General features: G+C 74.2%; 9 protein-coding genes. 7 read left to right on the forward strand and 2 right to left on the reverse strand.

The genetic code is table 11. From position 1 onward, the window contains the following. Nucleotides 1-67 precede the first annotated feature (67 nt). Nucleotides 68-1042 (forward strand): GlxA family transcriptional regulator, encoded by a 975-nt coding sequence (locus ACWEPL_RS48645; RefSeq protein ID WP_363964931.1) that lies wholly within the window; start codon nt 68-70, stop codon nt 1040-1042. Here the strand turns inward: ACWEPL_RS48645 and ppk2 are convergent, their stop codons facing one another. Next, nucleotides 1043-1837: a polyphosphate kinase 2 gene (ppk2, locus tag ACWEPL_RS48650; protein ID WP_363964929.1), complete on the reverse strand. Its 795-nt coding sequence runs from the start codon at nt 1835-1837 to the stop codon at nt 1043-1045. It lies immediately after the preceding gene. 73 nt (nt 1838-1910) lie between these two features. Here ppk2 and ACWEPL_RS48655 point away from each other — a divergent pair, with 73 nt between their 5' ends. Continuing rightward, nucleotides 1911-3575 (forward strand): SulP family inorganic anion transporter, encoded by a 1665-nt coding sequence (locus tag ACWEPL_RS48655; protein ID WP_452440295.1) that lies wholly within the window; start codon nt 1911-1913, stop codon nt 3573-3575. Between the two features lie 8 nt (nt 3576-3583). Here the strand turns inward: ACWEPL_RS48655 and ACWEPL_RS48660 are convergent, their stop codons facing one another. Next, entirely contained in the window at nt 3584-6667 is a 3084-nt protein-coding gene (locus ACWEPL_RS48660) for a BTAD domain-containing putative transcriptional regulator (protein ID WP_452440297.1), read from the reverse strand. 315 nt (nt 6668-6982) lie between these two features. Here ACWEPL_RS48660 and ACWEPL_RS48665 point away from each other — a divergent pair, with 315 nt between their 5' ends. The 5 genes from ACWEPL_RS48665 to ACWEPL_RS48685 all read left to right on the forward strand — a co-directional run bounded on the left by ACWEPL_RS48665 (nt 6983) and on the right by ACWEPL_RS48685 (nt 11577). Next, a complete protein-coding gene (locus ACWEPL_RS48665) occupies nt 6983-7459 on the forward strand; it encodes an anthrone oxygenase family protein (protein ID WP_452440315.1) in 477 nt (158 codons plus the stop codon). Between the two features lie 91 nt (nt 7460-7550). After that, on the forward strand, nt 7551-9899 hold the full coding sequence (locus ACWEPL_RS48670) for a GAF domain-containing sensor histidine kinase (protein WP_452440316.1): 2349 nt from the start codon (nt 7551-7553) through the stop codon (nt 9897-9899). Next, nucleotides 9874-10515, forward strand: a complete 642-nt coding sequence (locus ACWEPL_RS48675; protein ID WP_452440298.1) for a response regulator — start codon at nt 9874-9876, stop codon at nt 10513-10515. The genes ACWEPL_RS48670 and ACWEPL_RS48675 overlap by 26 nt, the downstream gene beginning before the upstream one ends. A gap of 76 nt (nt 10516-10591) precedes the next feature. Next, nucleotides 10592-11128, forward strand: a complete 537-nt coding sequence (locus ACWEPL_RS48680; RefSeq protein WP_452440299.1) for a hypothetical protein — start codon at nt 10592-10594, stop codon at nt 11126-11128. Beyond that, the gene (locus ACWEPL_RS48685) at nt 11125-11577 is read left to right on the forward strand and encodes a hypothetical protein (RefSeq protein WP_355195477.1); all 453 of its coding nucleotides are present in this window, start codon (nt 11125-11127) and stop codon (nt 11575-11577) included. The genes ACWEPL_RS48680 and ACWEPL_RS48685 overlap by 4 nt, the downstream gene beginning before the upstream one ends.

Consider the following 11577-nt stretch of genomic DNA (forward strand, 5'->3'; position numbering starts at 1 on the left):
CGCCCGCGCCGGCTGGGCCGGAGGTCCGGGATCGCCGTGGCGAGCGGCGCACCCGTACGATGTGGCCATGGTGGCACGGCTGATCGTCATGATCGGTTACGACGGCATCGAGCTCGTTGACGTGGCGTCCGTGACGACCGGGTTCGACCACGCCAACCAGCAGGGCGCCGACCCGGCGTACGAGGTGGTGTTCGCGACGCCGATGGGCCGGCCCGTGCGCTGCGACTCCGGGCTCGAGCTGTCCGGGCAGCACCGGATCGACCGGATGGACGGCCCCATCGACACCCTGGTCGTCTCCGGCGGGCGGGGACACGCGGCCGCCGCCGCCAACCCCCGGTTCGTCAGCCAGGTCCTGCGGCTCGCCGGGCTGTCGCGGCGGGTCGCGTCGGTGTGCACCGGGGCGACGGTGCTGGCCGCCACCGGGCTGCTCGACCACCGCCGGGCCACCACGCACTGGCACTACGCGGGGCAGCTCGCCGCGCGCTACCCGCGGGTCGACGTCGATCCGGCGCCGATCTTCATCCGGGACGGCGCGGTCGCGACCTCGGGCGGGGTCACCGCCGCCCTCGACCTCACGCTGGCCTTCATCGAGGAGGACCACGGGGCCGAGCTCGCCCGCCGCGTGGCCATGGGCATGGTCGCCTACCTGAAGCGCCCCGGCAACCAGGCGCAGGTGAGCCTGTTCAACCGGATCCCGCGCTCCGACCAGGCCCTGGTCCGGCGGGTCATCGACCACGTGATCAGCAACCTCACCGGCGACCTGAGCGTGCCCCGGCTGGCCGCGCTCGCCGGGGTGAGCGAGCGGCACCTGAGCAGGCTGTTCGTCGAGCACGTGGGCCGGACCCCGTCGCGGCTGGTCCGCGACGCGCGGCTGGAGGCGGCCTCCCAGCTGCTGGCCGGATCGCGCGAGCCGGTCGCGGCCATCGCCCGCCGGTGCGGGTTCACCTCCGCCGAGTCCTTACGGCAGGCGTTCGTGGCGTGGGCCGGCGTCTCGCCGTCGCAGTTCCGCTCCAGGGCCGTCGGACGCGAGCCCGGCCCCTGATCAGGTGAGGTCTCCGGTCACGTCCGGGACCGGCGTCTCCACCCGCGGCAGCCTCCGGTAGCCGCTGGGGGCGGGCCGCGGCGGGATCTTCAGGGGCGCCCGCCGCACCTCCTCGTACGGGATCGTGGACAGCAGGTGGGAGATCATGTTGATCCTGGCCCGCCGCTTGTCCGCGCTCTCCACCTCGTACCACGGCGCCTCGGGGATGTGCGTGTGGATCATCATCTCGTCCTTGGCCCGCGAGTACTCCTCCCACCGCGTGATCGACTCCAGGTCCATCTCCGACAGCTTCCAGCGCCGCATCGGATCCTCCAGCCGCGACCGGAACCGCCGCTCCTGCTCGTCGTCGCTCACCGAGAACCAGTACTTGCGCAGCAGGATCCCGTCCTCCACCAGCAACCGCTCGAAGATCGGGCACTGGTGCAGGAAGCGGGTGTACTCCTCCTGCGTGCAGAACCCCATGACCCGCTCCACCCCGGCGCGGTTGTACCAGCTCCGGTCGAACAGCACGATCTGCCCCGCGGCCGGCAGGTGCTCCACGTAGCGCTGGAAGTACCACTGCGTCCGCTCCCGCTCGGTGGGCGCGGGCAGCGCCGCGATCCTGGCCACGCGCGGGTTGAGATATTCGGCGACCCGCTTGATCGTGCCCCCTTTGCCCGCCGCGTCCCTCCCCTCGAAGATCACGACCACCCGCTGCCCCTCCGCCTTCACCCACTCCTGCAGCTTCACCAGCTCACCCTGCAACTGGAGCAGCCGCTTCTCGTAAGGCTTGCGCCGCAACCCGTCAGAACTCATGCCTTCGGACTCCCTCCACCGGTCAGGGCGCGTGATGCTGGCGCCCGCGTGCCATCATGCGCCATCCTCGGGCGTGATCCGTTTTCTGCCCGGCCTGGCCACCCTGACCGCCTATCGGCGCGAATGGCTGCGTGGCGACCTGCTCGCCGGGCTGACCGTCGCCGCCTACCTGGTCCCCCAGGTCATGGCCTACGCCACCGTGGCCGGGCTGCCGCCGGTGACCGGGCTGTGGGCGATCCTGGCCCCGCTGGCCCTGTACGCCCTGCTGGGCTCCTCCCGCCAGCTGTCGGTCGGGCCCGAGTCGACCACCGCGCTGATGACCGCCACCGCCATCGGCCCCCTGGCCGCCGGGAACCCGGCCGGATACGCCTCCCTGGCCGCCTCGCTGGCCCTCATCGTCGGGCTGCTCTGCCTGGGCTGCCGGCTGCTGCGGCTGGGCTTCGTCGCGGACCTGCTGTCCAGGCCGATCCTGGTCGGCTACCTCGCCGGCGTGGCCGTCATCATGATCGCGAGCCAGCTCGGCAAGCTCATCGGCGCCCCGGTGACGGGAGAGTCCCTCATCGAGCAGGTGTCGTCGTTCGTCCATCTGCTGCCCCGCGCTCATCCCGGCACCGTCATCATGGCGGCCGCGGTGCTCGCCTTCCTGTTCCTGCTGCAGTGGCGGCTGCCCGCGGCCCCGGCGCCCCTGCTCGCCGTGCTGCTGGCCACGGTGAGCGTGTCGGTGTTCCACCTGGAGGCGCGGGGCATCAAGGTGGTCGGCGCGATCCCCGCCGGGCTGCCCGCCCCCTCGCTGCCCCCGCTGGAGAACCTGCTGCTGCCCGCCGTCGGCGTCTTCCTCGTCGGCTACAGCGACAACATGCTGACCGCCCGCTCCTTCGCCGCCCGCCACCACCAGGAGGTCGACGCCAACCAGGAGCTCCTCGCGCTGGGCGCGGCCAACCTGGGCGCGGGCGCGCTGCACGGCTTCCCCGTCAGCAGCAGCGGCAGCCGCACCGCCCTCGCCGACGCGGCCGGCGCCCGCACCCAGCTGTACTCGCTCATCTGCCTGGTCGCCGTCGTCGCGGTGCTCATGTTCGCCGGGCCGCTGCTGGCCGACTTCCCCACCGCCGCCCTCGGCGCGATCGTCGTGTACGCCGCCACCCGGCTCGTCTCACTGCCCGACTTCGTGCGGCTGGCCCGCTTCCGCCGCACCGAGCTCCTGCTCGCCCTCGGCGCCTTCGCCGGGGTCCTGATCTTCGACATCCTGTACGGCATCCTGCTCGCCGTGGCCCTGTCGGTCGCCGAGATGCTCGCCCGGGTGGCCCGCCCGCATGACGCGATCCTGGGCGTGGTGCCGGGCCTGGCGGGCATGCACGACATCGACGACTATCCGGCCGCCCGCACCATCCCCGGCCTGGTGATCTACCGCTACGACTCGCCGCTGTTCTTCGCCAACGCCCAGGACTTCCACCGCCGCGCCCTGGCCGCCGTCGACCAGCAGGACACCCCCGTCCGCTGGTTCGTCCTGAACGCCGAGGCCAACGTCGAGGTGGACATCACGGCCCTGGACGCCGTCGACTCCCTGCGCCAGGAGCTGGAGCGGCGCGGCATCGTCTTCGCCATGGCCAGGGTCAAGCAGGACCTGCGCACGTACCTGGACGCGTACGGCCTGACCGCCACGGTCGGCGAGCAGCGGCTCTTCCCCACGCTCCCGACCGCGGTCGCCGCCTACCGGCAGTGGGCGCGCGAGGCGCCCTGATCAGCCGCTCATCGCGGGGAGGGGCCGAGCGCGCGAGGGGCGTCCACGGCGGCCAGCCTGAGTTGCAGGCGGGTGTGGAAGGACAGCGTGGAGACGAGCGTGTGGTGGCCGGCCCGCGGCATGGCGGTGCGGAACGCCTCGTGGAGCAGGTCGTCGGCGCCGGCGACGCATCTGATCTCGTGGCTGACGGTGAGGGCGCGCCGGAGGTAGCGCGTGGTCTCCGCGTTCCGCCCCGAGGCCAGGCTGGCGAACCCCATGGCGGTGAGCGCGAGGCTTTCGCTCCAGCGGTCGCCGATCTCGCGGGAGATGGCGAGCGCCTGGCACAGCGGGTGGGACGGGTCCCCGTACTCGCCGTCGATCAGCAGGCCGAGGCCGATCACGATGAGGGCCATGCTCTCCCCCCAGCGGTCGCCCATCTCCCGGGAGATGGTGAGGGCCCGGTAGAGAGGGCGGGTGGCTTCCGCGCCGTAGCCGCCGGTCAGGCGGGTGAAGCCGATGGCGGTGAGGGCCAGGCTCTCGCCCCAGCGGTCGCCGATCTCGCAGGTGATGGCGAGCGCCCTCTTGAGGTGGACCATGCTCGCGCTGTGGTGCCCGAGCTGGCGGTAGGCGTTGCCGATGCCGACGAGCGCGCGGCCCTGGCCGCACAGGTCGCCCGCCTCCCGGTAGCGGGCGAGGGAGCGCTGCTGCTGGCGCAGCGCCTCAGCGAAGTGGCCCGCGCGGTCGTGGATGAACCCCAGATGGTTGCGCGTCTTGGCCTCGCCCCAGCCGTCGCCACTCTCCTGGTCGAGGACGAGCGCCCGGCCGTGGTGGTCCAGCGCCTCGGAGAGGTGCCCGGCCCGCCAGTACGCGAAGCCGAGGTTCTTCATCGTCTCGGCCAGGACGCGGGGGTCCCCGGTGTCGCGCGCGGCGTCGAGCGCCCGGAGATGCGTGTCGATCCAGTCGCGGACGTGCCCGGTGATGAGGAAGAACCGCCAGAGCGCATGCGCCAGCCGCCAGGTGAAGTCGTCCCAGCCGTGCTCGGCCGACAGCGCGACGGCCGCCACGAGGCCGGCCCGTTCCTCCTCCACCCACATCAGCGCGCCCTCCGGGCCTTCCAGCGCGGGCGGCTCCGCGGGGGCGCGGTCGATCACGTCGGGGAAGCGTCTCCTGGTGGGTTCGACGAGGTCAGCGGCGCGGCTCGCCGTGTGGAGGTACCAGTTCAGCACGCGACGGACGGCGGCCGTCCGTTCGGCCGCGCCGTCGGTCTGGGCGCTCTGCTCGGCGGCGTACGCGTGGAGCAGGTCGTGGAAGCGGTGCCGTTCCCGGCCCTGTTCACGGCCCTGTTCACGGCCCTGTTCACCGCTGGGCCTCTCCAGCAGCGACCGGTCGGCCAGGACGTCGAGCAGCCGCCGCGCCTCGGCGACCGGGACGCCCGCCAGCGCGGCCGCCGCCCCCGGGCCGACGTCGGGACCGGGGTGCAGGCTCAGCAGGCGGAACATCCGGGCCGCCGGCGGCTCCAGCGCCAGGTACGACCAGGAGAGCACCGCCCGCACGCTCGCCTCGTGGTCGTCGGAGGTGTCCAGCGCGTCCAGCCGGGTCCGCTGGGCCCGCACCTCCTCGGCCAGGCTCCGCAACGGGCTGTCCGGGCGGTACATCGCGTGCTCGGCCGCGATCGTCAGCGCCAGCGGCAGGTGGACGCACGACCGAGCCAGCTCGGCGGCGGCCCACGGCTCGGCGCCGATCCGTTCCGGGCCGAGGATCGCGGCCAGCAGGGCGGTCGACTCGCCGGGCGAGAACCGGCCGAGCACGAGGGGCCGCGCCCCCTCCCGCACGGCCAGGCCGCGCAGCTGGTTGCGGCTGGTGACCAGCACGAACGAGCGCGAGCCCGGCAGCAGCGGACGCACCTGGGCCGCGTCGCGGGCGTTGTCGAGCAGCATCAGGACCCGCCGCCCGGCCAGCACGCTGCGCAGCAGCGCCGAGCGGGCGTCCGTCTCCTTGGGAACCCGCTGCCCGACCACGCCCAGCGCGTTGAGCAGCAGCTCCAGCGCGGCATGAGGCTCGACGGGGTTGCCCGGGCCGAAGCCGCGCAGGTTGAGATGGAGCACGCCGTCGGGGAACCGGTCGGCGACCGAGTGCGCCCAGTGCACGGCCAGCGCCGTCTTGCCCACCCCGCCCATGCCGCTGACGGCGGCGATCACGATCGGCGGCGACGCGTGAGCGTCCTCGCGGTCGAGGAGGGCGTTCAGGGCCGCGAGCTCGTCGCGGCGCCCGGTGAAGGAGGCGAGGCCGGAGGGGAGCTGCCGCGGGCGTACCGGGCTCGGCGGCGGATCGTCCGGCTGGGAGGCCGGCGGGAGGTGGCCGTCATCGAGCACGCGCGCCGCGGCGGGGTCGCCGGCCAGGATGGCGGAGTGCAGGCGGGCCAGCTCCTGGCCGGGGTCGACGCCCAGCTCGTCGCGCAGGAGGGCGACGACGCTCCGGTACGTCTCCAGCGCCTCCGCCCGGCGGCCGGACCGATGCAGCGCGACCAGGAGCTGCGCCCACAGCCGCTCGTGGAACGGATGCTCCGCGGTCGCCTCCTTGAGCACCTTGACCATCTCGTCGTCGCGGCCGAGCCGCAGGCCGAGCTGGAACCACCGGTCGACGGCCCGCAGCCGCTCCTCCACGACCGGCGGCACCTCGTCACGGTGCAGCGACTCCGACGGAACGCCGGCCAGCACGGGGCCGCGCCACAGCCCCAGCGCGCGGCCGAGGAGATCCGCCGCGCCGGCGGCATCCGTGCCGGCGCCGGCGCGCGCGACCAGCGCCCGGAACCGCGACAGGTCCAGCGCCTCCGGCGGCACATCGATGACGTAGCCGTCGTCGGACGTGCGGATCAGCCGGTGGGAGCCGTCACCGCCCGGGTCCTCGCCCAGCGCGCGCCGCAACCGCGCCACGTGGGTGTACAACGCGCTGCGGGCGTTGTGGGGAACGTCGTCGGCCCACAGCCGCTCGATCAGCTCGTCCGGCGAGACGTTCCGGTTGGCGCGCAGGAGCAGCGTGGCGAGCACGATCCGCTGCTTGGCCGCCGGAAGGGAGATCGTCCGGCCGTCACGTACGACTTCGAGCGGGCCCAAAATCCCGAACCGAAATCCGGCATTCGACCTTATGTCCACATTCATCCTGACGTCGCGAAGTGATGGACGACAGCACGGGCGGGTGGGGCGTCGTCGTGCCGCAACGGGTCCATCGGCACGTGCCGCTACGAACCACGGTAGCCACCGGCGATGCCATCGTTCTTGCACAAACCTTGCGTCGCGCGGGCCGCCTCCTTTCGCCGGGTTCCGGCGTGGCCCGGGCGACAGGTTCAGGACAGGTCCACGAAAGGAGCCGATGGGATCGTGAGAGCCGGACGACATCGCTGAGCCCGCTGGGAGGACTCTGTGGAAGGCATGCGGATCACGGCGCTGATGGCCGCAACGCTGTCGATGGGCCTCGTGGCGGGGATCTTCGGCCTGTACGCGCACACGATCATGCCGGGCCTCGGGCGGACCGACGACCGCACGTTCGTGGCCGCGTTCCAGTCGATCGACCGGGCGATCATCAATCCGTGGTTCATGGCGGGCGGCTTCTTCGGCGCGCTCCTGTTCACGATCCTCGCCGCGGTGGCCTACCTCGGCCGCCCGGCGCTGCCGTGGATCGTCGCCGCGCTCGTCCTGTACGCGATCACCGTCGTCATCACCCTGGCGGTCAACGTGCCGCTCAACGACGCGATCAAGGCGGCGGGGGATCCCGGCCGCATCGACGTGGCCGCGGTCCGCGAGGCGTTCGGCGAGATGCGGTGGCGGAGCTGGAACCTCGTCCGCGTGGTCGCCTCCACGACCGCGTTCGGCCTGCTCGCCTGGGCTCTCACCTTGTCAGGAAAATAGAGCCGGCCCCTGACACGCCTTTCCATCCAAACCGTAGGCGTCCGGGTGATGGTTTTCCGGCCGGGGTGTCGGTCACGATGTGTGCGTGTCCATGTGGCGACTGTGGCCGGGCCCGTCAGGGTGGTCGCGGCGGGTTCCGGCGGGAGTGGCGATCCTCCTGGTGGTGCTGGGCGTGGTGGCGACCGCCGCCGGGCTGGACGCGCCGTCGGACGGCAGCGTGGTGCCGCTGGGCTGGCGCGCCGACGGCGTGGTGGTGAACGTCCCGGGCACCCCGGCAGACGTCGCCGGCACTCCGGCGGACATCCCCGGCACCCCCGTGGAGGTCCCCGGCGCCCCCGTGAGCGTGCCGGGCGCTCCCGGCGGGGTGGGGCTGCGGACCGGTGATCTGGTGACCGGTGTGGCCGGGCATCGGCTCGCCGACGGCCTGGGCGTCGTCCCCCGTCCGCGGCCGGGCACGACCCTGGTCTACGACGTGGTCCGCGAGCGGCCGACGACGGTGGCGGTCCGGGTCGGCCGCCCCGATCCGTACCCGCTGCTCATGGAGGGCTGGGGCGACCTCGTCTTCGTGCTCGCGCTGGCCGGGCTGGCCGTCGCGCTGTATCTGCGGCGGCCCGAGGAGCCCGCGACGGCTCCGCTGCTCGTGCTCGCGGCGGGCCTGCTGGGCAGCACGCTCACCGTCACCGCCGGGCTGCCCGTCCTGGCCCTGGCCACCGGCGGCGCCCAGCTGTGGCTGTTCCACCTCAACACGATCGTGGCGTACTCGATCTCCTGGGGAGGGCTGCTGGCCTTCACGATCGCGTTCACCGCGCCCCGGCCGCTGCCGGCCCGCAGCCGGCGGGCCATGACCGTCGCGTACGCCGCGCCGCCGGCCGCGATGGCACTCTGGAGCGCGCTCGCCGCGCCGCTGACGCCCAACGCGCTCGGCTGGCTGGGTCTGGTGCACGGCGGCCAGACTGCGGTCGTGGCGGCCGTCCTGGTCACCAGCACGGTGTGGGGCCTCGCCGCCTACCGCCGCAACCCCGATCCGCTGATGCGCGCCAGGATGCGCTGGCTGGTGGCGGGCGGCGCGGTCGCGACGCTGCTGAGCCTGGCCGGCTGGCACCTTCCCGAGCTGCTCGCCGCGGCGCGTCCCCTGCCGCCGGGAGCCCTCGGGCTGTCGGGGCTGCCGTTCGTGGCCGGGATCGGGGTGGCGCTGCGCCGCCATCGCCTGTTCGACATCGAACGGCTGGCGAACCGGTCGCTCGTGTACGCCAGCGTGGTCGCGATCCTGGTCGCCGGGTACGCGGCCGTCGTGGCGCTGCTGGTCAGCGGGCTGGGGTTGTCGCAGCCGGTGGCCGCCGCGCTCACCGCGGCCGGTGCGGCGCTCGCGCTGGCGCCGCTGCGCGCGCTGGCGCAGAGCACGGTCAACCGGGTGATGTACGGCGACCGCCGCGACCCGTCCGCGGCGCTGACCCGCCTCGGCACCCGCTTACAGGCGGTGCTGCTGCCCGCCGACGTGCTGCCCGCGATCGTCGAGACCGTGGCCCGGTCGCTGCGCGTCCCGCACGCGGCCATCGACCTGGTGGACGGCTCCGGCGCCGGTCACCTGGCCACGCAGTACGGCGTCCCCGTCGGCGAGGTGCACGTCGAGCCGCTGCGCTACCACGGGACGCTCATCGGGCACCTGCGCGTCTCGGCCCGCGGCAGCGACGACCCGCTCGACCCCGTCGACCTCGGCCTGATCGCCTCCCTGGCGCAGCAGGTGGGCACCGCGGTGCAGGCCGTGCGGCTGCATGACGACCTGGTCAGGTCCCGCGCCGAGGTCGTGGCCTCGCGCGAGGACGAGCGCCGCCGCTTACGCCGCGACCTGCACGACGGTCTCGGCCCGACCCTGGCCGCGATCCGGATCAAGGCCGGCCTCGCCGCGCGGGACGTACCGCCCGGCTCGGCGGCGCGTCCGCTGCTCGACGAGATCTCCGCGGAGGCCGCCGCGTCGCTGACCGATGTGCGGCGCCTGGTCGAGGCGCTGCGCCCGCCCGCGCTGGACGAGCTCGGCGTCGTCGGCGCGATCCGGGCACGGGCCGCGGCCCTGTCGGGCGCCATGTCCATCGAAGTCGTCGGCGCCGAACCGCTGCCGGCGCTGCCGGCCGCGGTCGAGACGGCGGCCTACCGGATCGCCGTCGAGGCGATCACGAACGCGGTCCGCCACAGCCAGGCGACCCACTGCACCGCCACGGTCACGCCGTCGGACGGCGGCGTGGAGGTGACCGTGCGGGACAACGGCCGCGGGCTCGACCCCGATCGGACGGCCGGCGTGGGGATCCGCTCCATGCGGGAACGGGCCGCCGAAGTGGGCGGGGCCTGGTCGATGCGCTCCCCGCCCGGCGGCGGCACCCACATCCGCGCCTTTCTGCCGACGAGCCTAGGAGGGGACCATGATCAGGCTGATCCTCGCCGATGACCACCCCGTCTTCGTGTCGGGCCTGCGGGCCCTGCTCGACGCCGAGGCCGGGATGACCGTGCTGGCCGTGGCCGCCACCGGCGCGGACGCCCTGCGCCTGGCCGTGGAGCACCGGCCCGACGTCGCCGTGCTCGACGTGAACATGCCCGGCGGCGACGGCCTCACGGTCACCGCCCGGATGCGCGCCGCCGGCCTGCCCACCCGTTCGCTGATCCTGACCATGTACGACGACGACGAGAACGTCCTGGCCGCCCTGCGCGCGGGCGCCCACGGGTACGCGCTCAAGGGCGCCGGGCCCGAGGAGATCGTGGCCGCGGTACGCGCGGTCGCCCGTGGCGAGGCGGTCTTCGGCGCCGGCGTGGCCGCGCGGATCCTGGCCCACTTCGCCCGGGTCGCGGTGGCGTCGCCGTTCCCGCAGCTCACCGAGCGCGAGCACGAGGTTCTGGGGCTCGTCGCCCGGGGCCTGGACAACATGGCGATCGCCCAGCGGCTCGGCGTGAGCGGCAAGACCGTACGCAACTACGTCTCGAACGTCCTGACGAAGCTGCACGTCACCGACCGATCGGCGGCCATCGTCCGGGCCCGCGAAGCGGGACTCGGCGGCGAACCCCGATAGCGGGGCCCGGCCTCCCGGGCCGGCTGGGACATCTGCCCCGTGACGCCGGGACGCGGCGGCGCCGACGCTGGCGGTCATGAGGACGCGGGTGGCCGGCGGGCTGTGCCTGCTGGCGTCGTCGGCGCTCTGCCTGGCCGGCTGCCTGGCGGGCGAGCCGGCCCTGTGCCCGGCCGGACGCCTGGCGGGCGGGCCGGCCCTCGGGTTCGTCCGCGTCACCGGTGCGTGGCTCGCCGTCGTGGCCGTCTCGCTCGTGTACCGCGACCTGTCCGCGTGGGGACCCCGCCACGCCGGCCGCGCGCCGGCCGCCGCGGTCCTGGCCCTGCTGGGCGTGGTCGCGTCGGCGGCGACGGTCGAGGCGGCGCTCCACGTCGCCGGCCCGGTCCTGCCGCCCGCGCTGGCCGTCGGCGCGGCCTCCGCCCTCGCGGGGCTGTCGTACGTGGCGGGCCGGGCCGGGCTGGCGCACCCGGTCGCCGCCGGGATCGCGGCGGTGGCCGCCCTGCTCGGCGCGCTCACCGCCGACCTCGCCGTCCCCTACCTCCTCGGCGCCGCCCCGCTCGGCGCCGCCCTGCTCGTCAAGGCGCTCCGCTCCCCGTCGAAAGGACAGGAACCATGAGAATCGTCTACAAGGTCTTGGCGTACGCCGTCGCCGTCGAGGTCGCCGTCCAGGCGGCGGCGATCGTCCTGGCCATCGCCGGGCTCGGCAAGTGGGTCTCGGCCGGCAACGTGTTCGACAAGGCCGTCATGGAGAGCGACGACCTGGCCTTCCCGGAGGTCGTCGGCCTCATCGTGCACGGCATCAACGGCGGGCTCGTCATTCCCGTCGTCGCCCTCCTCCTCCTGATCGTCTCGTTCTTCGCCCGGATCCCCGGCGGGGTCAAGTTCGCCGCGTTCGTGCTGCTCCTCGTCGCCGTCCAGGCGATGCTCGGCTACTCGGGCCACGACCTGCCGTGGGTGGGCGGGCTGCACGGGCTCAACGCGATGGCGCTGTTCGCGGTCGCCCTGCACGCGGCCCGGCGCGCCCGGCCCGTCGCCGCCGAGGCGCCCGCCTCGGCGGCGGTGTGA

The organism is Nonomuraea sp. NPDC004186 (assembly GCF_053603495.1).

What these genes read in the sequence shown, in the direction of transcription:
- ACWEPL_RS48670 (WP_452440316.1), top strand. Translation starts at nt 7,551, where the DNA reads ATGTGGCGACTGTGGCCGGGCCCGTCAGGGTGGTCGCGGCGGGTTCCG.
- ACWEPL_RS48680 (WP_452440299.1), top strand. Translation starts at nt 10,592, where the DNA reads ATGAGGACGCGGGTGGCCGGCGGGCTGTGCCTGCTGGCGTCGTCGGCG.
- ACWEPL_RS48675 (WP_452440298.1), top strand. Translation starts at nt 9,874, where the DNA reads ATGATCAGGCTGATCCTCGCCGATGACCACCCCGTCTTCGTGTCGGGC.
- ppk2 (WP_363964929.1), bottom strand. Translation starts at nt 1,837, where the DNA reads ATGAGTTCTGACGGGTTGCGGCGCAAGCCTTACGAGAAGCGGCTGCTC.
- ACWEPL_RS48645 (WP_363964931.1), top strand. Translation starts at nt 68, where the DNA reads ATGGTGGCACGGCTGATCGTCATGATCGGTTACGACGGCATCGAGCTC.
- ACWEPL_RS48665 (WP_452440315.1), top strand. Translation starts at nt 6,983, where the DNA reads ATGCGGATCACGGCGCTGATGGCCGCAACGCTGTCGATGGGCCTCGTG.
- ACWEPL_RS48685 (WP_355195477.1), top strand. Translation starts at nt 11,125, where the DNA reads ATGAGAATCGTCTACAAGGTCTTGGCGTACGCCGTCGCCGTCGAGGTC.